The 24,418-nt window shown below is 40.4% G+C and carries 19 protein-coding genes; 14 read left to right on the top strand and 5 right to left on the bottom strand.

Translation table 11 applies throughout. From position 1 onward, the window contains the following. Positions 1-86: 86 nt before the first annotated feature. Positions 87-395, bottom strand: a complete 309-nt coding sequence (locus tag PL9214_RS21945; RefSeq protein WP_186440433.1) for a tetratricopeptide repeat protein — start codon at positions 393-395, stop codon at positions 87-89. A gap of 77 nt (positions 396-472) precedes the next feature. Beyond that, positions 473-2,902: a CHAT domain-containing protein gene (locus tag PL9214_RS21940; RefSeq protein ID WP_072720909.1), complete on the bottom strand. Its 2,430-nt coding sequence runs from the start codon at positions 2,900-2,902 to the stop codon at positions 473-475. Between the two features lie 424 nt (positions 2,903-3,326). On the opposite strand from PL9214_RS21940, the gene PL9214_RS21935 reads away from it, so the two are divergent. From PL9214_RS21935 to PL9214_RS21900, 9 genes are all read left to right on the top strand, one after another. Further along, positions 3,327-4,733 (top strand): FAD/NAD(P)-binding protein, encoded by a 1,407-nt coding sequence (locus PL9214_RS21935; protein WP_072720907.1) that lies wholly within the window; start codon positions 3,327-3,329, stop codon positions 4,731-4,733. A 102-nt stretch (positions 4,734-4,835) separates the two neighbouring features. Continuing rightward, positions 4,836-5,222, top strand: a complete 387-nt coding sequence (locus PL9214_RS21930) for a hypothetical protein (protein WP_072720905.1) — start codon at positions 4,836-4,838, stop codon at positions 5,220-5,222. 141 nt (positions 5,223-5,363) lie between these two features. Continuing rightward, complete coding sequence (locus PL9214_RS32780) at positions 5,364-5,486, top strand: hypothetical protein (protein WP_281250357.1); 123 nt, start codon at positions 5,364-5,366, stop codon at positions 5,484-5,486. 156 nt (positions 5,487-5,642) lie between these two features. Beyond that, complete coding sequence (locus PL9214_RS21925) at positions 5,643-11,906, top strand: HAMP domain-containing protein (protein WP_072720903.1); 6,264 nt, start codon at positions 5,643-5,645, stop codon at positions 11,904-11,906. A gap of 196 nt (positions 11,907-12,102) precedes the next feature. Further along, a complete protein-coding gene (locus PL9214_RS21920) occupies positions 12,103-12,486 on the top strand; it encodes a response regulator transcription factor (RefSeq protein WP_072720901.1) in 384 nt (127 codons plus the stop codon). Further along, a complete protein-coding gene (locus tag PL9214_RS21915) occupies positions 12,419-13,918 on the top strand; it encodes a sensor histidine kinase (RefSeq protein WP_245824330.1) in 1,500 nt (499 codons plus the stop codon). The genes PL9214_RS21920 and PL9214_RS21915 overlap by 68 nt, the downstream gene beginning before the upstream one ends. Before the next feature lie 149 nt (positions 13,919-14,067). After that, a complete protein-coding gene (locus tag PL9214_RS21910) occupies positions 14,068-16,170 on the top strand; it encodes a hybrid sensor histidine kinase/response regulator (RefSeq protein ID WP_072720898.1) in 2,103 nt (700 codons plus the stop codon). Positions 16,171-16,214: 44 nt separating this feature from the next. Then, positions 16,215-16,358: a hypothetical protein gene (locus PL9214_RS21905; protein ID WP_072720896.1), complete on the top strand. Its 144-nt coding sequence runs from the start codon at positions 16,215-16,217 to the stop codon at positions 16,356-16,358. Between the two features lie 49 nt (positions 16,359-16,407). Further along, a complete protein-coding gene (locus tag PL9214_RS21900) occupies positions 16,408-17,046 on the top strand; it encodes a Coq4 family protein (RefSeq protein WP_072720894.1) in 639 nt (212 codons plus the stop codon). Between the two features lie 44 nt (positions 17,047-17,090). On the opposite strand, the gene PL9214_RS21895 is transcribed toward PL9214_RS21900, so the two are convergent. Beyond that, positions 17,091-19,421 (bottom strand): heavy metal translocating P-type ATPase, encoded by a 2,331-nt coding sequence (locus tag PL9214_RS21895; RefSeq protein WP_072721199.1) that lies wholly within the window; start codon positions 19,419-19,421, stop codon positions 17,091-17,093. 460 nt (positions 19,422-19,881) lie between these two features. Between PL9214_RS21895 and PL9214_RS21890 the strand changes: the two genes are divergently transcribed. The 4 genes from PL9214_RS21890 to PL9214_RS21875 all read left to right on the top strand — a co-directional run bounded on the left by PL9214_RS21890 (position 19,882) and on the right by PL9214_RS21875 (position 21,320). Continuing rightward, positions 19,882-20,091: a DUF2997 domain-containing protein gene (locus tag PL9214_RS21890; protein WP_072720892.1), complete on the top strand. Its 210-nt coding sequence runs from the start codon at positions 19,882-19,884 to the stop codon at positions 20,089-20,091. 46 nt (positions 20,092-20,137) lie between these two features. Then, positions 20,138-20,524, top strand: a complete 387-nt coding sequence (locus PL9214_RS21885; RefSeq protein WP_072720891.1) for a DUF1257 domain-containing protein — start codon at positions 20,138-20,140, stop codon at positions 20,522-20,524. Next, positions 20,524-20,982: a ferredoxin gene (locus PL9214_RS21880; protein ID WP_072720889.1), complete on the top strand. Its 459-nt coding sequence runs from the start codon at positions 20,524-20,526 to the stop codon at positions 20,980-20,982. The genes PL9214_RS21885 and PL9214_RS21880 overlap by 1 nt, the downstream gene beginning before the upstream one ends. Positions 20,983-21,110: 128 nt before the next feature. Continuing rightward, positions 21,111-21,320, top strand: a complete 210-nt coding sequence (locus tag PL9214_RS21875) for a type II toxin-antitoxin system HicB family antitoxin (protein ID WP_072720887.1) — start codon at positions 21,111-21,113, stop codon at positions 21,318-21,320. Between the two features lie 150 nt (positions 21,321-21,470). Here PL9214_RS21875 and PL9214_RS21870 read toward each other — a convergent pair whose 3' ends face one another. Continuing rightward, positions 21,471-22,094, bottom strand: a complete 624-nt coding sequence (locus tag PL9214_RS21870) for an AHH domain-containing protein (RefSeq protein ID WP_072720883.1) — start codon at positions 22,092-22,094, stop codon at positions 21,471-21,473. Next, positions 22,094-22,717 carry a hypothetical protein gene (locus PL9214_RS21865; protein ID WP_072720882.1) on the bottom strand — a complete coding sequence of 208 codons (624 nt, stop codon included), beginning with the start codon at positions 22,715-22,717 and terminating at the stop codon, positions 22,094-22,096. The genes PL9214_RS21870 and PL9214_RS21865 overlap by 1 nt, the downstream gene beginning before the upstream one ends. Positions 22,718-22,981: 264 nt before the next feature. Here PL9214_RS21865 and PL9214_RS21860 point away from each other — a divergent pair, with 264 nt between their 5' ends. Continuing rightward, entirely contained in the window at positions 22,982-24,379 is a 1,398-nt protein-coding gene (locus PL9214_RS21860; RefSeq protein WP_072720880.1) for a helix-turn-helix domain-containing protein, read from the top strand. Positions 24,380-24,418: the final 39 nt, after the last annotated feature.

Below are 24,418 nucleotides of genomic sequence, written 5' to 3'. Positions count from 1 at the left end.
TTTCCAACCTCAATTTCTGAATTTTTTGAGTTAGAGGCTGTTTTTTCCTCTAACTCAATGCCACTAGAAACTCATCTTCAACGCGGTTAATCCTTCCGCAATAAAGCTTTTAGCCGTTTCAAAGCCACTTCAACCTCCCCACGAGCCGGATAAAGTAACTGTTGACTCAAGGCATTGCGATAAACCTTGATTGCCCCTACAACATCCCCTAACCCCTCTAAAGCCCTCCCTAACCAGTAATCAGCTATAACGGGGTTGAACATCCTCAGTTCCTGACTTCGCACGCAAGCTTCTTCCCACCACTGGTGACTCGCCCCATCATTCCCCAGTACCCGATAACTTTCTCCTAGCCACACCGCAGCCGAGACAAATTGCAGATTATCAACTTCTATCAATCATGGTATTTCCGTGACTGCTATAGCTAATAATTGTGTAACTTTGTTAAGTTTTGTTGATTTGATTGATTCATCATCTATTTGTTTTCTTGTAATAATTGCCAATCTCGAATTAACTCTTTAGACCACATCCAATTTTTAGATAATTGATTGGTTTTAAATTCTGTGGGAGATTCACTCATAACTTTATCACCAAATTTAGCCGCTTTACTTAACATAAATTTTTGTTGTTTTTGAGGTAAAGTTTGAGAAAATTTACGCCAAACCAATCCTAAACCTGCATAAGCGGTTAACTTATCGTGTTGTTGTACTTGAGTTAGTGTATTATTAGCCGTTCCCGGTTTCGCTTTCCCCACTAAAGCAGGTTCAGAAATCTCTAAAACTTGAGTCCAAGCTTGATAGGCATTCTCTAACTTTCCTTCGGTATAATAAGCAAAACCCAAGGCATTTTTATATTCAACAGATTGAGGATTTTGTTGAGCAGCTTTTTCCCAATATCGACGCACATCATCAATTTTATAATCTGCACTTCCCTGTTGAATGGATTGCCAAGCTAACCGACCATTGAGAAAATTAACAATCGGATGATTGAGATCCTGAACCTGTACCGCCGCTAATGCCGATTTTGCTTTTTCTAATGCGCCTCGATCTAATAATTCTGTGGTAGCTTCTTCTGCTGCTAATAGATTTCTTTGATAAAATTGTTCAACGGCAATACCTAAAACATAATCTGTATTAGCTGTTTTTAAATCTGTAGCTTGAGGTTGATTAGAATTCGCTCGAACTAAGGTGGTTTCAGAAGACGTTCCTTCACGGTCTAATCGTTGCGATTGTAAAGCTTGATTTTGACCGAACCAAATCCCAAAACCGAGAGCCAGGAAGATCAACGGAAGTCCCCATAATAATCGTTTTCCCTTTAACCCATCAACAGAGGTGATACCCGATGGAGAAGAAGTTGATTTTGGCGAGACTGACGTTAACTTGAACGAGTCGGATTTTTCAACCGTTGTCGGTTTTGGTGTAGGTTCTGTCACCGTTGACTGACGCAAAAAATCCCCAATAAAATCTGTATTTCCTAATTCATTTCTTCCCTCATTTTCAGGGACAAAATCATCTAATCGATCTTCAACGAGATCGCCTAAATTATCATCATAAACCAAATCATCTAATAGCTCTTCAACATCATCCTCGTTCATACTATCCCATTCAGATAATGATAGGGTTTTAGAAGGTGGTTTTAACTTTAAGCCTTGTTCGGCAGGAGTAGAAGGCAAGGGTAAAAATTCTGGGACTTCCAGAATAGAATCATGGGGTTGACTTGCAGTTAAATATCCATCAAATTCTCGATGTAAATATAAAATCGGTAAAGCCCAATACAATTGATGGGAACCGTAAGAGGAAATTAATCCTTGTCTAGCTCGACTTAAACTTAAATCAATCGGATAACCCTGATTCAGATTTCGATATAATAACCGCGTTAAGGTCAATGCCACATCATCGGGAATGCGTTCAGCCATCGCTAACACCCCTGGAATTCCCCGCTTCACCGCATATTCAGCCAGATTCAATTGGGCGGTATCATCACTTACATTGGGTGTATTTCCATAGGCTCCCCGACAGGAATTTAACACCACCATCTGCACCCCATTATTGACTAATAATCCTGCTAAATCATCCCCACTCAGGGTTTCTGTTAACCCCGTCCGACGACTGACTAAATATAATTCTCCCCCAGAAGCACCTAAATTGCTATGTCCGGCGTAATGAAAAACTTGATATTGACCTTGTTCTAAGGCTTGGGTGAGTTGTTCGCGATCGGGTTGTTCTAAAATAGTCAGTTGAATATCAGGAGTTGTCGGTTCTAAGGTATTTCTACTGCGTCCATTTTCCCGTCGTAGTTCTTCTTGTAAATGCAGCACTTCCCGCTTCAGGTGTAGCGTGTCCTGGTCAGTGGGTGCCGCAATGGCGATTAAAATTTTTAAGGGTTGATTGGGTTTTCTAACCTGGGTGTGGAGAATAGAATTCATCCCCGGTTGGTAACGGGAAAACACCACATCCGTTCCTGTTGCTATGGGACGATCTGCGGCGTGTAATACTTCCCAAGGTAAACTCGATAACCGTCTACCTTTTAAGCCTAATCGTAATTGTAATAATTCCCGACGATTTTGGGAGATCGCTTGGGCACAAGTCCAACTATCGCGTAACGTTCCTTGAAATAACCCATGATAAAGCTGTTGACCCAATTCAACTAAACTTAATAAAGGGGGGTCACTGGTTAATTGAGTTTCTGTTTTTTTCCCCACAGCCCGAAACGGAGCCACCGTTTGGCCTTCTAATAACCCTAAAAGAGGATCATTCATTAATTGGCGAGTGTGGGCTAACCATTCATCCACAGGCCATTTAACTTGTTCTTCGGCTAAAGGAACACCGGATGCGACTTTTTCTGTTCGCACTAAATATTGATTGTCCCCAACCGGGGTGACGGAAATGTGAAATTCCTGAGTCATTATGATTCTGGAGTTGGGATTTGGGAGCTAAGGAGAACGGGACGTTTTCTTGTTGTCTATGTCATTTGTAATCTAGGACTAAAACTGGAAATATTTTGCGCCTAAGTCCAGGGTAACGAATGTTCTGAAAATTTGCCCGTCTGGAGGCGAAAGTTCACGTCTTTAGAATCTCCCCTTTTTAGGGACTTACGACGGAAATATCAAGAATTCAGGATGTGATTAACCCGCTTCCCGATGGTGATCCATCCTATCCTGTCATGTCTGATGGATTGTCTTTACTTTTCAAATGTATTACGATACAATTAAAATACATTTAGACTTAAACTCAGCTAATCAACTGCTACCACTCTCCGGGATAGCAGTTGATTTCTATCAAGCTCTATGCTGGATGGCTGACAATTCACGATCAACTTTATTTTGATTTATGACTCAAAGCGTTGCGATTGTAGGTGGTGGTTTTAGTGGGGTGATGGTGGCAATTCATCTCCTACAAAAAACAACTTATCCTTTAGATATCTATTTAATTGAACACAGACCCCAATTTGGTGAAGGAATTGCCTATAGTACCGTTTCAGATCAGCATTTACTCAACGTTCCTACGGGAAAAATGAGTGCATTTTCCGATCAACCGAATCATTTTATCCACTGGCTTAATACTCGTTATCCAGAACAGTTAATTACATCTGAAACTTTTGTTCCTCGACGTTTTTATGGTGAATATTTACGTTCAATTTTACAGAATGCTGAACAAAAAGCGGCGATGGGAGTGCGTTTATACCGAGTTCGAGATGAAGCGATCGCCCTTCATCAAACCCCTGATTATTTAATCATTACCTTAAGCAGTGGAAAGCAACTTACTGTTGATCAATCTGTTTTAGCGATTGGGAATTTTCCCCCCGCTAATCCTTCTATTTCTAATCCTTCATTTTATCAGAGTTCTCGTTATATTCCTTGGGCTTGGTCTGAATCCAAATTACCTTTGCGATCGCTGACAGAACCCATTTTATTAATTGGCTCAGGATTAACAGCCATTGATATGATTGTCTCCTTAAAAGAACAAGATTATCAGGGAAAAATTTATGTTGTTTCTCGACGGGGTTTATTTCCCCAAGCTCACGCAACAGTAGAACCCTTTCCCCCTTTCTTAAATGCAAAATCTGCACCAATAACTATCCGTCAATTATACCATAAAGTTCGATTAGAAATTGAAAAGGCTGCCCAAAAAGGGTATGATTGGAGAGCCGTAATTGATTCATTACGACCAGAAACTCAATCGATTTGGAATCAGCTTTCCCCTCAAGAAAAATCCCGATTTTTGCGCCATGTTCAACCTTATTGGGATGTGTGCCGCCATCGAGTTGCACCCATGATTTATCAACAGATTCAAGACTTATTAAACCAGAAACAGGTAATTTTTCATGCGGCTCGCATTTTAGATTATTTTGAAAATCCTGATAGTGTAGAAGTCATCATTCGTGAAAAACACAATCAGAAATTATTAAATTTACGAGTCAGTTTAGTCGTAAATTGTACGGGTTCTGGCGTTAACTATCAGACACTTAAACATCCCCTGCTTGTTAACTTATTGAAAATGGGTTTAATTCGTTCTGATCAATTAAACTTAGGTTTAGAGGTCGCTGAAAATGGGGCGTTAATAGATCAACAGGGAAATATTTCTCAACAATTATATACTTTAGGTTCTCCCTGTAAAGGATGTCGCTGGGAAACAACCGCAGTTCGAGAAATTCGGGAACAAGCTGAACATTTAGCAACTGAATTACTAAACCAGTATTTTTCCTCCTCTGCTCAGTTCTTCATTAAGACAGACTAAATCTTGAGGTAAACTTCAACCTTTTGAGAGAATCCTAATCTCAGTCTTTTCTCTTACCTTAAGGGAATGATTATGAAGATTAATGGAGGTTAAGGGACACAAATGAAACGGATTCAAGATTTATCAAAAAACGGAATTAAAATGTTATTAGGAGTATCAACTTTACTCCTCAGTTATCCTTTGACCGTTGGGGCTGTTCCTGTACCCATTAGGACAAGCGTTTGTACAGGATATACAGGAGATAATAACGCCACAGAATGTGTCCAAGGCTTTAATGATGGCTATCAACAAGGAGTACAACAAATTCAAAATTATAATTCCAGTAATCCTAACACAAATCCTTCTAATCCAACTCCTAGCCCCAATGCTGTAAACGCCAGTGTTCCGGGTACAAGTTCGGAATATAGAACAGGCTATACCTCCGGTTATCGAGTCGGTATTCAGGATGGCTATCAAAATAATCTATCTCCCGCTAATAGCAGCTTTTAAAACTGTTGACGGTTGACTATTAACTTTTCTCAAGTTTTACATCCCCCAACTCTTAAAAACAGAGTTCCTGGGGGGTTTAATATAAAATCCTTAAATTATAATCCTACAGATGTTTTCCTAAAACCCATGTAGAGACGTGCCATGGCGTGTCTCTACTTAGGGAAAAAACAAAAGATTGGCTATGTTCTAAACGCTATTTTAAAACTTCCTAAAAGTGATGATTGTGTTGAGGAAGTCTTGAATTATATTAATAACCCTAAATAACAAGATTAGCAGGACTTCAGATTATAAGTCTTCTATCTTTAGATAGAGATACTTGGAATAGGTTTATACCTGATAATAGTTGCCATCTCATTTCAGAAATTAGTCTAAGTCATCAATTTTCTTCTATTAAAAATAATACCCCCTAAACGTCAGCTTATGTCTACAACACAATTAGCCAAAGTCAGCGATCAACTTGATGAAAAACAACTCCTCAAAACCTTAGTCGCGGTTAAAAAAGGCGACTTTTCCGTGCGAATGCCTTTAGATCAAACCGGAATAGCGGGAAAAGTTGCCGATACCCTCAATGATATTATTGAACTCAACCAAAGAATGGCCGCCGAACTCGAACGCATCAGCAAAGTTGTCGGTAAAGAAGGCCAAATTAATCAACGGGCTACCCTCGGTTCTGCGGGAGGGTCTTGGGAAGCCAGCGTTAACTCCGTAAATACCCTGATCACCGATCTCGTCCAACCCACCTCAGAAACGGCCCGTGTTATTCGGGCGGTAGCCAATGGGGATCTGTCCCAAAAAATGGCTTTAGATATAGAGGATAGGCCCCTCAAAGGCGAATTTCTACAAACCGCCAAAATTGTTAATACTATGGTGGATCAACTCTCTTCCTTTGCTTCAGAAGTCACACGGGTAGCACGGGAAGTGGGAACCGAAGGAAAATTAGGCGTTCAAGCGGAAGTTCAAGGAGTAGCTGGAACCTGGAAAGATCTCACCGATAACGTTAATTTAATGGCGGGAAACTTGACCGGACAGGTGAGAAATATTGCCGAAGTTGCCACGGCTATTGCTAATGGAGATTTATCGAAAAAAATTACCGTTGATGTTAAAGGGGAAATTCTCGAACTCAAAAATACCGTTAATACAATGGTAGACCAATTAAACTCCTTTGCATCAGAAGTAACACGGGTAGCACGGGAAGTGGGAACCGAAGGAAAATTAGGCGTTCAAGCAGAAGTAAAAGGGGTGGCGGGAACGTGGAAAGATTTGACGGATAATGTTAATTTAATGGCAGGAAACTTAACAGCCCAAGTGCGAAATATTGCAGAAGTAACGACGGCGGTAGCGAATGGAGATTTATCGAAAAAAATTACCGTTGATGTTAAGGGTGAAATTTTAGAACTGAAGAATACGATTAATACAATGGTGGATCAGTTAAATTCCTTTGCTTCAGAGGTAACGCGGGTGGCGCGAGAGGTGGGAACGGAAGGGAAATTAGGTGTACAAGCGGAAGTTCGAGGGGTTGCAGGGACTTGGAAAGATCTCACCGATAGTGTTAACTCAATGGCGGGAAACTTAACGGGACAGGTAAGGAATATTGCGGAAGTTGCCACTGCTATTGCGAATGGAGATTTATCGAAAAAAATTACAGTTGATGTTAAAGGTGAAATTTTAGAACTGAAAAACACCGTTAATATTATGGTGGATCAACTTAACTCCTTCGCTTCCGAAGTAACACGGGTGGCGCGAGAAGTGGGTTCAGAAGGAAAACTCGGAGGACAGGCGGAAGTTCGGGGGGTGGCTGGTACTTGGAAAGATTTGACCGATAGTGTTAATTTTATGGCGAGTTCCTTAACGGGACAAGTGCGAAATATTGCAGAAGTAACGACGGCTGTAGCTAATGGAGATCTGTCTAAGAAAATTACCGTTGATGTTAAGGGTGAAATCTTAGAACTGAAGAATACTATTAATACAATGGTGGATCAATTATCATCCTTTGCGTCAGAAGTAACACGGGTGGCGCGAGAGGTGGGAACGGAAGGAAAATTAGGGGTTCAAGCGGAAGTTCGAGGAGTAGCAGGAACCTGGAAAGATCTCACCGATAATGTTAACTCAATGGCAAGTAACTTAACCGCACAGGTGAGAAATATTGCCGAAGTTGCGACGGCTATTGCTAATGGTGATTTATCGAAAAAGATTACAGTTCAAGTGAAGGGTGAAATTTTAGAACTGAAGAATACTATTAATATTATGGTGGATCAACTTTCCTCCTTTGCTTCTGAAGTAACACGGGTGGCGCGAGAAGTTGGTTCAGAAGGAAAATTAGGGGTACAAGCGGATGTTCGAGGGGTGGCGGGAACGTGGAAAGATTTGACGGATAGTGTTAATTTTATGGCGGGTTCCTTAACAGCCCAGGTGCGGAATATTGCGGCGGTAACGACGGCTGTAGCGAATGGAGATTTATCGAAGAAAATTACCGTTGATGTTAAAGGTGAAATTTTAGAACTGAAGAATACTGTTAATACAATGGTGGATCAATTAAACTCCTTTGCATCTGAAGTAACACGGGTGGCGCGAGAAGTCGGTTCAGAAGGAAAATTAGGGGTACAAGCGGAAGTTCGAGGGGTTGCAGGTACTTGGAAAGATCTGACTGATAGTGTTAACTTTATGGCGGGTTCTTTAACAGCCCAGGTGCGGAATATTGCGGAAGTAACGACGGCTGTGGCGAATGGAGATTTGTCTAAGAAAATTACAGTAGATGTTAAAGGGGAAATTCTCGAACTGAAAAATACTATTAATACAATGGTAGACCAGTTAAACTCCTTTGCGTCTGAGGTAACACGGGTGGCGCGAGAGGTGGGAACGGAAGGAAAATTAGGGGTTCAAGCGTATGTAAAAGGGGTGGCGGGCACTTGGAAAGATTTGACGGATAATGTTAATTTAATGGCGGGAAATTTAACAGCCCAAGTGCGGAATATTGCGGAAGTTGCTACTGCTATTGCAAATGGGGATCTGTCGAAGAAAATTACCGTTGATGTGAAGGGTGAAATTCTGGATCTGAAGAATACAATTAATACAATGGTCGATCAATTATCTTCCTTTGCGTCAGAAGTAACACGGGTAGCACGGGAAGTGGGAACTGAAGGAAAACTCGGAGGTCAAGCGGAAGTGCGAGGGGTAGCGGGAACCTGGAAAGACCTTACGGATAATGTTAACTCAATGGCTGGAAACTTAACAGCCCAGGTGCGGGGTATTGCGCGGGTGGTGACGGCGGTTGCGAATGGGGACTTGAAGCGCAAATTAATGTTAGAAGCCAAGGGGGAAATTGAAACCCTCGCCGATACCATTAACGAAATGATCGATACCCTAGCAACCTTTGCTGACCAGGTAACGACGGTGGCGCGGGAAGTGGGAATAGAAGGAAAACTCGGAGGTCAGGCGAAGGTACCGGGGGCGTCGGGAACTTGGAGAGACTTAACGGACAACGTGAACGAACTGGCGGCGAACTTAACCACTCAGGTGAGGGCGATCGCAGAAGTCGCAACGGCTGTTACAAAAGGAGATTTAACTCGATCTATTTCCGTTGAAGCTCAAGGAGAAGTGGCAATTCTTAAAGATAATATTAACCAAATGATTGCCAATTTACGAGAAACAACCCAAAAGAATACCGAACAAGATTGGTTAAAAACAAACCTGGCTAAATTCACTCGAATGTTACAAGGTCAACGAGATTTAGAAACGGTTTCTAAACTGATTTTATCAGAATTAGCTCCCTTAGTTTCGGCTCAACATGGGGTCTTTTATTTAATGGACTCGGGAGACAATCAATCCTATTTAAAACTTCTCAGTACCTACGCTTATCGGGAACGGAAACATTTAGCAAACCGTTTCCAATTGGGAGAAGGATTAGTGGGACAATGCGCCTTAGAAAAAGAACGAATTTTAATTACTGAAGTCCCTGAAAATTATATTAAAATTAGTTCGGGTTTAGGAGAATCAAATCCTTTAAATGCAGTGGTTTTACCCGTGTTATTTGAAGGACAAGTTACGGCGGTAATTGAGTTAGCTTCCTTCCGGCGGTTTAGTGAAATTCATTTAATGTTCTTTGATCAATTGACAGAAAGTATTGCCATTGTGTTGAATACCATTGCGGCGAGTATGCGAACGGAAGAATTATTAAAACAATCAACCGCTTTGGCTGAAGAATTGCAAAGTCAACAAAAAGAACTCCGTGAAACCAATGAACGATTAGAACAACAAGCTCGTTCCTTAAAAGCTTCGGAAGAACTGCTGAAAAGTCAACAGGAAGAACTGCAACAGAAAAACGAAGAACTCGAAGAAAAAGCACGATTATTGGCTGAACAAAATACAGAAGTTGAACGGAAAAATGGAGAAATTGAACAAGCTCGACGGTCTTTGGAAGAAAAAGCCGAACAACTGGCTTTAACCTCTAAATATAAATCGGAATTTCTAGCCAATATGTCCCATGAGTTGCGAACTCCTCTGAATAGTTTGTTAATCTTGGCGCGATTATTATCGGAAAATTCTGATAGTAACCTCAGCTTAAAACAAGTGGAATATGCCCAAACTATTCATGCGGCTGGAACGGATTTACTGGGATTAATTAACGATATTTTAGATTTAGCTAAAATTGAATCGGGTACAATCTCCGTTGAAATTGATCAAATTCTCTTCTCCGAACTGCAAAATTATATTGATCGAACCTTCCGCCAAATTGCCGTTGATAAAGGGTTGAATTTCCTGGTTGATTTTGATTCTAAACTCCCCAAAGGCATTTACACAGACCCCAAACGTCTGCAACAAATCCTCAAAAACCTGCTTTCCAATGCCTTTAAATTTACTGAAAAAGGACAAGTTACCCTGCGAGTTGAACTTGTGACCTTTGGTTGGAGTCACGAACAAAATACTTTAAATCAAGCGGATATGGTGGTTGCTTTTTCTGTGATTGATACCGGAATTGGAGTTCCTCCTGAAAAGCAACGCATTATTTTTGAAGCCTTCCAACAAGCTGATGGAACCACCAGCCGTAAATATGGGGGTACGGGTTTAGGATTATCAATTAGTCGGGAAATCGCTCAAATTCTAGGCGGAGAAATTATCCTCACCAGCACTTTAGGCGTTGGTAGCAATTTCACCCTTTATTTACCTTATCACTATCAAATCCAAGAGATCGAAGAAACCTCAGAAACCCGCCTCACCGGGCCGATCTCTTCTCCCCATTTTCGAGAACGGTTACGCTCCACACCCGCAGCCTTCGGTTCCTTGCGTTCCATCAGCCTGCCTTCAGAAAACCTGAAAATCGGAGAACCAGAAACCCAAAAGCTGCAAAATAACGGCAACCTAACCGACTCTTCTGCCGAAGAACAGTCTTCCTTAGCTTCTGCTGCGCCCACCCTGGCTCAGAAAGCGACTCAAGCCTATGCTCGACCCCAAACCGAGGCTCAACTGTCGGCGGGAGTGAAAATTCGAGATGATCGAGAACTTCTGCAACCGGGCCAGCGCGTTTTGCTGATTGTTGATCAAGATGTCGCTGAAGCACGCTTACTCTTAGAAGTCGCACGACAACAGGGTTTCAAAGGAATTGTCGCTTGTTCCAGTGATGCAGGTTTAACAATGGCGCGGGAATTCAAACCTTCAGCCATTCTTCTAAGTTTGCAGTTCCCCGGAGTTGAGGGCTGGACAGTCTTAGATCGGTTAAAACATGAAATTACCACCCGTCACATTCCGGTTTATGTGATTTCGGAAGAAGATGCCCAACATCGGAGTTTACAACTTGGAGCTCTAAGCTTTTTGAAAAAACCCATTAACCGGGAAATCTTAGTTGAACATATTGCCAAACTCAAGGCATTTATTGGAACATCTGTGAAAAAATTGTTAATGCTAGAAGGCAATCCTGAACAACGTCAGAGTATTATTGATATCATCGGAAATGGGGATATTTCGATTTCTTCCTTTGAAGCTGGGGAAGCCGCTTTAACAACTCTAAAAGCCGAACCGTTTGACACTGTGGTGGTCGGTTGGCAACTGACAGATATGAACGGAATAGAATGGCTAGAACAGTTAGAATCTGAAGAAAATTTAAGTACCATTCCGATTGTCTTTTATCATCCTCAACCCTTAACGAAAAAGCAAGAAACAAATCTGAAGAATTTGGCTAATAATATTACTCTTAAATTCGCCAAATCTCCCGAAAGTTTACTGGATTTAACAGCTTTACTTCTGCACCGAGTTCCGGCGGAATTACCGGAAGCAAAACGACAAATCCTGGAGGTGTTGCGTCAAACTGATGCGATTTTAGCCGGGAAGAAAGTGTTAGTCGTCGATGATGATGTGCGAAATATTTATGCGATCACCAGTATGTTAGAACGACATCTTATGGATGTGATGTATGCTGAAAATGGCAAAGAAGCGATCGCTAAATTACAAGCCACAACCGGAATTGATATTGTGTTGATGGATGTGATGATGCCCGAAATGGACGGTTACGAAACCATGCGAGCGATTCGGGCTGTCCCTAAATTTGAGAGCTTACCGATTATTGCCTTAACGGCTAAAGCGATGCAAGGCGATCGGGAAAAATGTCTTGACGCTGGAGCTTCCGACTATATTACCAAACCCGTCGATACAGAACAACTCCTCTCCCTCCTCCGCGTCTGGCTCTACCGTTAGATGGAGTCACAATACACCTGAAGTATTAGATATTAGAGGTGTTGTCAGTCATCGGTGTTCAGTCATCAGTGGAAGAGTTAACCGTTAGTCGTTAATCATCTTCAACAGTTAGCCAGGGAGGACACTAACACTAGAAAACTGATAACTGATAACTGATAACTGATAACTGATAACTGATAACTGATAACTGATTCCCATGACTCATGTTCTACTGGTCGATGATGAAGAAGCGTTGCGTGCGAGTTTGACTTATGCCTTAACCAAGGACGGCTACACCGTGACCACAGCCACCGATGGCATGACCGCCCTTAAACTATTCCATAAACAGGTTCCTGATGTCATTCTTTTAGATTTAATGCTACCGGGAATTGATGGCATGGAACTGTGCTGGCGAATTCGAGCTTTTTCTAATATCCCGATTTTGATGTTAACGGCGAAAGACCAAGACATCGATAAAATTTGGGGCTTAGAAGCGGGGGCGGATGACTATGTAACCAAACCCTTTAATACTCGTGAACTTCTGGCTCGAATTAAGGCCGTTTTACGCCGTCGTCACCCAGAAGAAAACACCAGTGATTAAATCCATGAGCGTCGGTTTTCCCCAAATCAAACTCAGATGGAATTCTATCCATCTCAAGTTGTTAACCACTTATCTGGTTTTAACAGCACTCGGAACGTCTTTGTTAGCGGGTTATATCCTCTTTTCCTTCTACGCTTATTTTATGCAAACCCGACAGGCGGAATTAGAGGACTGGACAGGGGCTCTGAGTGAAAGTGTGGCTGACGCTTTGGAAGAGAAAGATCTCCAACGGGTTGAAGTCATTGTTCAACGTTACGGTGCACCCCAAGCCTTCACGCTGCGGGTTTTTTCCCCCGAAGGTCGTTTACTGGCTAGTTCTAGCCTCGAAACGGACATTCAGGTGAAAGACTGGTTTGCTGTACCTGGAATGCGACAAGCGTTTAACCAGCAAACGGCCAAAGGACTCGCTAAAGGAGTTTTGTCCCAAGAAGATCGCTTATTTGTTGCCCGTCCCATTATTCGTAATCAACGAATGTTAGGGGTATTACGAATGTCGATTACTTTGGCTCAATTTCAGGCGAAGTTTCAAACGGTGATCTGGACAATTTTAGGGTCTCTGGTGGTAACATTCCTCTTGTGTGCGGTAATTAGTGAATGGTTTACCCGCAGTATTGCCCAGCCCATTCAGGCGATGTCTCTGTTTGCAATGCGTTTGGGTAGTGGTCATCTTGGCGAAAAATTAACCCTGAATCAAAGCGATGAAGTCGGGCAGTTAGCCTTGGAATTAAATCGCATGAGCGAACGATTAGCGGCTCTGGATCAGGAGAGACGGGCTTTTTTGGCAAATGTCTCCCATGAGTTACGGACTCCGGTGAGCAACGTTTATGTTACCCTAGAAGCCTTAGCCAGTGGAGCGGATCAAGAACCGGAACTGCGCCAACGGTTTATGCAGACGGCTCAAGAGGAAACTAAACGTTTATCCCAACTCATTCATGATTTGTTAGATTTGGGACGCTTAGAAGCCGGAATTACGGAGCTAGAAACCCAACCGTTACACCTGCGGAACTTGATTAATCGGGCTGTTAGAGCGATGGAATCCCGTCTGAGACGTGCCGATGTGGAAATTACCCTCAATATTCCTGATGTAGAACTCCAGGGCGACCCAGAACGCTTGTTACAAGCCTTTCTCAATATTCTGGATAATGCGATTAAGCACTCCCATCCTCAATCTACCGTTTCTCTGAAGGGAACGGAGGAGGGGTCTCAGGTGGCTGTGGAAATCCAAGATCAAGGCAAGGGAATTAGTCCGACGGATCTTCCCCATATTTTTGAACAGTTTTACACCGCCGAGCGATCGCGTCAAGGTCGAGGAACGGGTTTGGGTTTAGCCATCGCCCGTCGTATTGTAGAAGCTCATGGGGGAAATATTACGGTCAAGAGTTACTTGGGTAAAGGTGCTATTTTTACGCTCTATCTTCCCATTCATCAGTAATCAATTATCAGTAAACAGTCATCCTTGTAAAAGTTAGGGAAAAGGGAAATAGACCATTGTGCGAAGCACAGTAATCAATATTTTTACCCATTACCAATTGATAACTGATAACTGATAACTGATAACTGATAACTGATAACTGAACTAATATGCCTAATTCTAAAGTTAATATCCTTATCGTTGATGACCATTGGGAGAATCTACTCGCCTTGGAGGCTATTTTAATCTCTCTGGGTCAGAATATTGTTAAAGCATCTTCTGGGGAAGAAGCCTTAAAATGTCTGCTGCAAAATGATTTTGCCGTAATTTTATTAGATGTGCAGATGCCGGGAATGGATGGGTTTGAAACAGCAAGTTTAATTCGACAACGCGATCGCACCCGCTCGACACCGATTATATTTCTCACGGCTTTTAGTAAAAATGAAAATTTCATGTTTAAGGGATATTCTTTAGGGGCGGTAGATTATTTAATTAAACCCCTAGAACCGGAAATTTTATTATCCAAAGTAACGGTTTTTGTAGAATTATTTCAAGCGACAATTGCCTTAAAAAAAAGTGAAGAACAATTTCGCTCCTTAAGTGCTTGTTCACCAGTGGGAATTTTTGTAATTGATATAGAAGCTCGATGTACCTATACCAATCCTCGCTTTCAAAGCATTTTTGATCAGGTCAATGAAGCAAGTTTTCCTGAAGGCTGGTTAGAATTTGTTCATCCCCAGGATCGAGATCAAACTGGGGAACAGTGGTTAACTTGGATTCAAAAAAAACAGGAATATTCCCAGGAGTTTCGCCTGAATACTCCGTCTAATTTAGTGCGCTGGGTGAAGATGAAAGCTGCCCCCATGATTTCTTCCGATGGTGATTTACTCGGTCATGTGGGAACCATAGAAGATATTACAGACCGCAAACAAGCCGAAGAAGCTCGTGCTCAGTTTATTCGGGAACAAGCGGCTCGACAACAAGCCGAAGAAGCTAATCGTTTAAAAGATGAATTTCTAGCTACCCTTTCCCATGAACTCCGCACTCCATTAAATTCAATTTTAGGTTGGTCTAAACTTTTAAGAAATCAGAAATTTAGTGAAGATAAAACTCGAAAAGCCTTAGAAACCATTGAACGTAATGCTAAATTACAAGCGAAACTCATTGAGGATATTTTAGATATTTCGCGGATTATTATTGGAAAAATGCAGCTTAATAGGGTTCCGGTTAATATTATTTCTGTAGTGGAAGCTGCTATTGATGATTTATATTTGAGCTTTGCAGAAAAAGAAATTGATTTAAACTTTAAACATTCTCAATCTCTTGCTTCTAAACTCCATCATTCTTATTGGGTAGCAGGAGATGCTCGTCGCTTACAACAAATTATCTGGAATCTTTTATCAAATGCCATTAAATTTACACCCCAAGGCGGTGCTGTTGAGGTAGAATTATTGATAGAAACTAGCCCGGAAAAAGCTCAAAATAATTTTAATTTCAAGGATTTGTCTACAAACTCCTGGGTGGTGATTCAGGTAACAGATACAGGAATTGGGATTCCTGGAGAATTTCTGCCTTATGTGTTTGACCGTTTTCGTCAAGCAGATGGCAAAACCACTAAATATTATGGGGGGTTAGGTTTAGGATTAGCCATTGTTCGTAACTTGGTGGAAATGCAAGGGGGAACGGTTGCGGTCGAAAGCGCCGGAGAAAACCAAGGCGCTACCTTCAGCGTTCAGTTTCCCTTACTGGACGTGAATCTCGATTCCTATACCCCACCCGAAAACTTGGAAACGGCGGAGGGGGTAATACCGCAAGCAGAATCGGTTTTGGCGGGGTTACGGGTCTTAGTGGTAGATGATGATTCTGATACCAGAGAACTGTTAATTCAAGTTCTGAGAGAGTATGATATCGAGGTACAGGCGGTGGCATCGGTTCAGACTGCGATCGCAACGATTGAGCACTCTTTACCGGATTTGATCATTAGTGATATTTGTATGCCAGATGAAGATGGTTATTCCTTGATCCAAAAATTGAGATCTCTTGAACTCACCCACGAAGGACGGCTTCCGGTAATTGCAGTTAGTGCTTTTACTCACTCAGAAGCGGTGAATCAGGCAATGACGGAAGGTTTTGATGGGTATCTATCCAAGCCTGTTCTTCCGGGTGAATTAGTCAGTACCATTACTCGGTTGATGCAAGAAACTCAATATCGTTATGTTTCTAAATCTAAAGAGTTTCAAGAATCTCGGTTCACCAATCAGTTCACCGCTTAAAATGAAGAGTAACCTCCTATGCTGATTAAGGGAAAACGGGATTTATGGAACGTTCAAAACTGATTGCTTATATTACAGGTGCGATTTCAATTCTGCTGGCACTGGCTTATTTATTAATTGTTTCTGTATTGGATTTTCGAGGAGAAATGTTACCTGCACCAATCAGCCAAATTCCCTTAATTTTATAGTAGGGAACGGTTGAATTAAAAACAAAGTCCCGAATATTACTTAAATACAATGACTCAAGATAAACACGCAGCAATTTTTGATGGTTTTTTGGCTCTTGTTAAAGCTCCTTATGGAGATTTTTCAGGAATTGGAAAACTTTCTAAAGAACTTAATGATGATTCTACTTTAGAACAGATTGTCAATTTTCTTCGTCAAAATCCTCAAGGTGAACGTGCATTCAAAGAGCGTCCCCTTTTAGGAAATATTGATTTACAGCAACTTCATGAGCTACCTCAAAATACTTTGGGTTACATTTATTCTGATAAAATGCTCAAAAATAATTTAAAACCTGTTCCCGTTGAAAAAATAGAAGATAATGACTTCTCTTATTTGGCAATTCATATTGGTGAAACCCATGATATCTGGCACATTGTAACAGGTAGTGATACTGATAAGCCAGGTGAAGTTCAATTACAAGCTTTTTGTGTAGCGCAGTTACATCATGATCGTTTATTTATATCGCTCTTATCTAAAAATTTACTCAAGACTGCCCTTGAAGAAATAGAGTTTGCTGAATCTATTATGGATGCTTTAACGAAGGGATGGACTATGGGAAAAAAAGCTAAACCCCTGTTTGGAATCCAATGGAATAGTCTCTGGGAAAAGCCATTAGAAGATATTCGCCTTTCTTTAGATATTGCTGTTTAGTCTTTATCTATTACATCTATAAAGAATGTGCTTAAGCACAACAACTAAGGTTTCATCTGACGACGCAATAATAATGAATTGGTGACAACACTCACCGAACTTAAAGCCATCAAAGCACCTGCCATTGAAGGACTTAATAAGATTCCAAATTGCGGAAATAATAATCCAGCAGCCAGAGGAATGGCTACAATATTATAACCAAATGCCCAGAATAGATTTTGACGAATTTTATTAAAGGTGGCGCGACTTAATTGAATAGAATCGACAATATCCATTAAAGAATTTCGCATTAATACAATATCTGCGGTTTCATTAGCAACATCCGTACCCGTTTCTAACCCTATCCCAATATCCGCTTGCGCTAAGGCGGGTGCATCGTTAATTCCATCTCCCACCATTGCTACAACTTGACCTTGTTGTTGTAAAGTTTGAATCACATTCACTTTACCTTCGGGTCGAACTTCGGCAAAAATATCCTCTGATTTTAAGTTTAGCTCAGAAGCGATCGCAGTAGCAACAGATTGGCGATCGCCCGTTAATAAAATCACCCGCAACCCCATATTTTTTAACTGTTCAAGGGTTAATTTAGCATCGGTTTTTAAGGGGTCACTCATTGCCATTACCCCAACAACTTTACCCTCAATGGCAATATAAACCATCGTTTTTCCTAAAAATTCCGGTAAAGGTTGAGGCGGAATAATATTAGATTCAATTAATCCCGCTAAATTCCCCACAAATACCCTTTTATTATCAATTATTGCGGATACTCCTAAACCCGGTTGAGTTTGAAAATCAGATGCGGTTAATAAGGGTAAATTTTGATGGTTCGCTTCTGTTAAAATCGCTTCAGAAATGGGATGATTTGAACCTTGTTCTACCGTTGCCGCGAATTGTAATATTTCTTGAGACGATAACCCAGAAATTGAAAGGCAATCTGTTATTGTGGGAGAACCTTGTGTTAAGGTTCCCGTTTTATCAAATACAATGGTATTCAGTTGGTGGACTCGTTCTAAAATATCCCCGCCTTTAATTAATAATCCTCGTTCTGCACCCATTCCTGAACCGACTAAAATAGCTGTGGGTGTTGCTAATCCCAAGGCACAGGGACAAGCGATGACTAATACCGCAATGGCTAATTTTAAACTTAATAATAAAGGCGCATTTGTGGCAATTTCTACCCCCGCTAAGGTCATCACATCCGGCCAAATTCGAGTTCCTAACCCATACCAAAATAAAAAGGTTAAACTCGCTAAACTCATCACCAAATAAGTAAAATATCCTGCGACTGTATCCGCTAATTTCTGTATCGGAGCTTTACGAGTTTGAGCGGTTTCTACTAACTGCACAATTTGTGCTAAAATTGTATCGGAACCCGTGCGCGTTGCTTCGATTAAAATCACCCCAGATTGATTAATTGTTCCGGCTGAAATATTATCATCAATTTGTTTTAAAATTGGCATGGATTCCCCCGTTAACATCGATTCATCAACGGTGGTTGTCCCAAATCGAATTTCTCCATCAACGGGTATTTTTTCACCGGGTAAAACTTGTAACCATTCCCCGACTTTGACTTGTTCGGCGGGAATTTCCACACTATTTAAAATTCCGGTATCCTGAGATTGAGGGGGTATTAAACGCGCTGTTGTGGGCTGTAATGCAATTAACGATTGAAAGGCGGTGGCGGCACGTTGTCGAGCGTACTGTTCTAAGGTTTTTCCTAGTAAAATAAATCCCAATAACATTACAGGTTCATCAAAGAAACATTCCCAACCCAATTGGGGAAATAATAAAGCAACAAAACTGGTTAAATAGGCGGTTAAAGTTCCCAGTCCGACCAATGTATTCATATTGGGAGCATTGTTCAATAAACTCCGCCCGCCATCAATAATAATAGAACGTGCCGGAAATAATAAGGCAATGGTAGCTAGTCCCCAATGAAACCAAATATTACTCAGTAAAGGAATATGGGGAAAACCAAAATGATGTAAATGTCCAATACTTGATAACAATAACAACAGACCACAAGTAACAATGCGTTGAATTTGTTTTCCCATGTCTTGGCGATGTCGCTCTTGTAACGCCTTTAATTTGTCCGTAGCGCTAGACGTTAAACTGCGAGGTTGGGTGGGAAACCCAGTATTAGTTAAAATTTCAGCTAAGTTTTCCGGCTTAATTTGGTTGACTGCACATTCAACCGTTGCTACTTCTGTTGCTAAATTCACCGCAGCCGAAATGACTCCCGGTTGTTGGATGAGTTGACGCTCCACCGCTTTAACACATCCAGCACACTGCATCCCTCCCACATCTAAAATAATTGTTTCCGTTTGAGGTGGGGATAAGGTTTCATCCGTAACAGGTTTGGGAGCAAGTTGCATAACGGTTTGGGGTCGTAACAACGCAGTGCAGATCACAGAGATTATAGAACAATTGGCGGTTGAGGGTTGACGGTGAACTGTTACAGAGCTACGCATTACAGTTGTAGAAACGCTACGGCATAAATAGGCGCGTGTAGAGACGCGCCATGGCGCGTCTCTACTAAATTCAGCAAACCCTCTCAGTGCTTACTATTGCCTATTGCCTATTGCCTATTGCCTATTGCCTCCCCTATACAACCTTGATCTCAAAGGCGGATAAACTTAACATATAATTTACCTACTGCTTCAGGTATTAATAACTTTTGTTAAGTTGTGACTCGTTTTTGATCCATTCGTCACAATTGATGTACGGACATTTCGAGTCAAACCCACTTCGACAAAGCGCTTGTAGCCTATCCGACGGTTCAACCGCCGACGTCGAGCTATTGTGCCCTGTATTTTCTCGCCATTCCCCTAGCCTATGGAAACTTTAGAATTCATCATCTATCCAGACGGCCGTGTGCAGGAGAAAGTCACTGGCATTGTTGGGGCTTCTTGTGCAGAAGTCACGGCTGCACTAGAAGCCGAATTAGGCATTGTATTAACTCAGGAAACCACTTCTGAGTATTACGCCCAGAACCAACAACAGTCAGATAGTGCGACAACCCATGTGGGTTCGAGCCATTGGTAAATTCTGTTTTTGAGTTCACTAAACATCTCGTTGAAAATCGCCAACTATGTCACACTTTAGCCAAATCAAAACCCAAATTCGTAATCTTACCTCATTACAAACTGCTTTAAGCGATCTGGGCATTGACTGGAAAGCTGGCCCCAAAGAGGTGCGCGGTTATCAAGGTCAAACCCGTCCGGCTCAAGTCGTCATTGAGCAAGACAATGGCTATGACCTAGGCTTTACTTGGAATGGCCAAGAATACGAGTTTGTTGCTGATTTACAATTTTGGCAACAAGCTGTTCCCGTTGATCATTTTTTAAGCAAAATCACTCAACGGTATGCTTACCAAACCGTTGTTAATGAAACCGCCAAACAAGGGTTTCAAGTTTCAGAACAACAAAATCATCAAGATGGTTCCATCCGCTTAGTTTTACAACGCTGGAGTGCCTAATGTCTGATGGGTCTGTATCGCTAACTGATCCCGTTTCCGAACGGTCTGGGTTAGAACCGGAACTGGGCGGATTTTTGCGAAATGCGCCGGAACGGTCTGGGTTTGAGCCAGAACTCGGCGGTGCATTACGGCAAAAAGGGGTTTATGTGGATGAACTCACCTGTATCGGGTGTAAACACTGTTCTCACGTTGCTCACAATACCTTTTTTATCGAAGAAAGTTATGGTCGAGCTCGTGTTTTTCGACAGGATGGCGATTCAGAAGCGTTAATACAGGAAGCAATTGATACTTGTCCGGTCAATTGTATTCATTGGGTTGATTACACTGAACTGAAACGTTTAGAAGCAGAACGTCAAGAACAGGTAATTCCCGTTGTCGGTTTCCCCGTCGAAGCCGCGATGGCACGTCGGAAACGCCACCAGGAACAACGGAAACGAGAGAATTCTCCAACCGAATAACTTTTTTCTGGTGGGCTAAAAACTGCCATTTTTTATATTCATTTTATGGAATTAGGCGAAAGGAGAATTTTCTTCTTTTGCCTATTTTAATCTTTCGTCTTAAATATAATAAATTAGGAGAATAAAAAATGCTACGGTATGAAATAGTGATTTATTGGAGTCATGAAGATCAAGCGTTTATTGCAGAAGTACCAGAGTTACCTGGATGTGCTGCGGATGGAGCAACCTATCAAGAAGCATTAGAAAATGTAGAAATTATTATGCAAGAATGGATGGAAACAGCGCAAGATTTAGGACGTTCTATTCTTGAACCTAAAGGACGATTATTGTTAGCTTAATACGGCTATAACGAATTTATAAAAATTTGTAGGGGCGGGTTCTTCCAGAGCTTTGTAACTTCACCAAAATATTACTAAACTCGCCCCAAGCCTGACTGACAAGCAGATATTAGAATAACTGATATTGCAGATGATTCAACCGTTATTTCGTTAAATATCGTTGATTGTACAAACTCCACTCGCTTTCATTTCCTCTATCTTGTCAGTTAAGTATTGGATCACTTCTTCTATAACCTCCATAATCGCATTAATATTATTTTCTTGTCCACGATTTATTAATTCAAACCATTCGTCATCAATAAGATCCTCTACCAGTTTTGAGTATTTTGGATGAGATCCATTATGAAAATAAAGGGGCAGTGACAAAAGATTCATAGGACTATTTTCATAAAAAACAGGTCGAGCTCTTAAGATCAATATACTTTTTCTACAAACTTCCAAAGGTATAATGTGATGTACTACATCTGAATCACTCGATTTCTTGATTGAAGGAGGTTTTCTAATAATCTCCGCTATAGCTTCTAAATTTTCAGGGGTAAACTTATCTCCCTGAACTCTTGCAGCATTCATTAATATTAATAATAACTGTTCAAATGTTACAGTCATCTCATAGATTTTACGATTCTTAGTATTTCTTTGTTTTGTTAGTCGTAGTTTTTGGTTGTTGAAATCAAATTCTCCAAAATAATCTCCCGGCTCAATATTAAGCCGTTTTGATAGCTCACTATTTTTATCAATTGTAATATTTTCAAAATATCTCTTTTCCTGTCCCATTATCCTACTCTCCGTCCTAGTGACATTACCAATTTTATAAATAATTTATAAAACTCATACAACTCATTATCATTAAGAATTTCCTGGAAACGTTGATTATATTTTGAACGATCTAATTTTCGGAGCTTACGAATAATTTTTTGTTGTTCAGGATTTATTCTTCCTTGTTTTTCTTCTTGTTTGAGCGCGTCATCAAAATTTTTTAAAAATTCATCAATAGTCATATTATCTACTTCTTTTTTCACATCTTCCGGGGTAATTGAAGAAGGGGATCTTCCCGAACTAGAACTTTTGATACCTAAGAAACCCAATAAAAAAGTTAGGGTAAGTGACCAGACAAAGAAAACTGGGTAAACATACCAAAACCATTCGGGATGAGTTACTTGTGAAAAGCTACCTTGATGACAAAAAAGGCCGTCAATTAATAAACAGAAACCACCGAAAATGACCATACCTGGGATAATAGCAATAGCATTGCCTAAAAGATCTCCAATTCCATTAAAGCTTCCCGACGGTGAAATCATTTCATCAATAAACAGACCCATCGCTGGGACTAATCCTAAAATTGCCCAGCCAATTAAAAATTTTGTTTGAAAACGAACTGAATTAGATCCAAATGCCATGAGCACTCTCCTAATGAAAAACTAGATAATCTGAAATTTACAAAGTTTTGGTGTTGAATTATAAAATTTAATAATTACATTGTTCTCAATAAAATATCATTCTATTGGTGGTTGACACAAGCGAAAATAGTGGTATAGTGTGGGAACTTTTGAAATATTTCGGGTTCTCAAATCGTGGGAAAAAGTGGGAAAAAGTTACCATAATTGCAAAAAGTGGGATAAAGTGGTAAAAATTCAGACTCAACAACAACCTCACCTACATTTATGGATATTCAAGAAGTCTTGCAGTGGACTGATGAACAGGTGTTTGCTAAAACAGGAAAACATCTCGACTCTCTGCAAAAAGCGATACTAGAAGGAACTTGGCAACATCAAAAATACGGAGAAATCGCAGAGAATTATAACTGTAGTCATGATCATGTTAAAAAACAAGCTTGGAAATTATGGAAACTTCTATCTGATATCCTAGAGGAAGATATAAAACAGTCAAACTTTCGTTCTCTTTTTGAAACATTAGGTTCTTATAGTAATATCACTAATAATTGTGTAAATATTGTCAATAATAGCGTTAATTTGAATGGTAAAAATTCACAATTTTCAGAAATAACACAACATCAAAACCCTGATTTACAAAAAGATAGATCGCACCCACCTAATAACAATAACCCTAATCTAAATCAACCTAGAAAATCTGATTTGACAGAAGCACCCGAAGTTTTAAGCTTTTATGATCGCACTTCTGAACTCTCTACCCTAAAACAATGGATATTAGAAGAACAGATGCGACTTATTACAATATACGGACTGAGTGAAATTGGGAAAAGTGCGATCGCAGTTCAACTCATTAAAGAAATTCAACAGGAATTTGATATTATTATTTGGCGAAGTTTAAGCCAAAAACCCCTATTATTAGAATTGAAAACAAATTTAATTCAATGTTTATCTCAAACAGAAGATTCTCCTTTGCCTACTGTTTTAGATTATTTTCGTTCTTATCGATGTTTACTAATTTTAGATGATCTGCAATCTATTTTTATTTCAGGACAATTAGCGGGTCAATATTTACCGAATTATGAAGATTATGGCTTATTTTTTAAACAAATTGCGACTTCATGCCATCCCAGTTGTTTAATACTTCTGAGTTGGGAAAAACCGAGAGAAATTTATATCTTAGAGGGAAAAAATTCTTGTATTAGGACTTTACATTTACAAGGGTTAGGAGAGGGAGGAAAAGCAATTTTAGAGGAGAAAGAATTACTGGATGAGGAACAATGGCTAGAGTTGATTAACCTGTATCAAGGTCATCCTATGGCCTTAAAACTAATTGCTAATACAATAGACAATCTTTTTAATGGTTATGTTTCTAATTTTTTAAACAGTAAAACTGTATTTTTAGGAGATTTAGAATTTCTTTTTCAAAGCCATTGGCAACGTTTATCTGTAGTAGAAAAACAAATTATAATTGAAATGGCAAATCAATCAGAGGAAGTAGAGATTGAACCCATGATATTAGTGTTAAAATTGTCCTTGGACGAAATCATCAATGGAATACAATCTCTACAACGTCGAGGGTTACTAGAAAGAGGAAAAGAAGCAAATCACTCTAAATTTTTTCTTGACCCTTTGTTTAAAATCTATATGTCAAAAAAAGGAATCAATTAATAATATATCTAATTGTTTTTGGTTTCTCATTTGATATAA

Source organism: Planktothrix tepida PCC 9214 (genome assembly GCF_900009145.1).
GTDB classification, from domain to species: Bacteria; Cyanobacteriota; Cyanobacteriia; order Cyanobacteriales; family Microcoleaceae; genus Planktothrix; species Planktothrix tepida.
Note: the sequence above shows the minus strand (reverse complement) of the source record. Positions and strands in the feature narration are given on the sequence as shown.

Coding starts and splice junctions, on each gene's coding strand:
- PL9214_RS21905 (WP_072720896.1), top strand. CDS start 16,215: ATGGAACGTTCAAAACTGATTGCTTATATTACAGGTGCGATTTCAATT.
- PL9214_RS21870 (WP_072720883.1), bottom strand. CDS start 22,094: ATGGGACAGGAAAAGAGATATTTTGAAAATATTACAATTGATAAAAAT.
- PL9214_RS21890 (WP_072720892.1), top strand. CDS start 19,882: ATGGAAACTTTAGAATTCATCATCTATCCAGACGGCCGTGTGCAGGAG.
- PL9214_RS21885 (WP_072720891.1), top strand. CDS start 20,138: ATGTCACACTTTAGCCAAATCAAAACCCAAATTCGTAATCTTACCTCA.
- PL9214_RS21865 (WP_072720882.1), bottom strand. CDS start 22,717: ATGGCATTTGGATCTAATTCAGTTCGTTTTCAAACAAAATTTTTAATT.
- PL9214_RS21895 (WP_072721199.1), bottom strand. CDS start 19,421: ATGCAACTTGCTCCCAAACCTGTTACGGATGAAACCTTATCCCCACCT.
- PL9214_RS21920 (WP_072720901.1), top strand. CDS start 12,103: ATGACTCATGTTCTACTGGTCGATGATGAAGAAGCGTTGCGTGCGAGT.
- PL9214_RS21875 (WP_072720887.1), top strand. CDS start 21,111: ATGCTACGGTATGAAATAGTGATTTATTGGAGTCATGAAGATCAAGCG.
- PL9214_RS21940 (WP_072720909.1), bottom strand. CDS start 2,902: ATGACTCAGGAATTTCACATTTCCGTCACCCCGGTTGGGGACAATCAA.
- PL9214_RS21900 (WP_072720894.1), top strand. CDS start 16,408: ATGACTCAAGATAAACACGCAGCAATTTTTGATGGTTTTTTGGCTCTT.
- PL9214_RS21930 (WP_072720905.1), top strand. CDS start 4,836: ATGAAACGGATTCAAGATTTATCAAAAAACGGAATTAAAATGTTATTA.
- PL9214_RS21935 (WP_072720907.1), top strand. CDS start 3,327: ATGACTCAAAGCGTTGCGATTGTAGGTGGTGGTTTTAGTGGGGTGATG.
- PL9214_RS32780 (WP_281250357.1), top strand. CDS start 5,364: ATGGCGTGTCTCTACTTAGGGAAAAAACAAAAGATTGGCTATGTTCTA.
- PL9214_RS21925 (WP_072720903.1), top strand. CDS start 5,643: ATGTCTACAACACAATTAGCCAAAGTCAGCGATCAACTTGATGAAAAA.
- PL9214_RS21860 (WP_072720880.1), top strand. CDS start 22,982: ATGGATATTCAAGAAGTCTTGCAGTGGACTGATGAACAGGTGTTTGCT.
- PL9214_RS21880 (WP_072720889.1), top strand. CDS start 20,524: ATGTCTGATGGGTCTGTATCGCTAACTGATCCCGTTTCCGAACGGTCT.
- PL9214_RS21910 (WP_072720898.1), top strand. CDS start 14,068: ATGCCTAATTCTAAAGTTAATATCCTTATCGTTGATGACCATTGGGAG.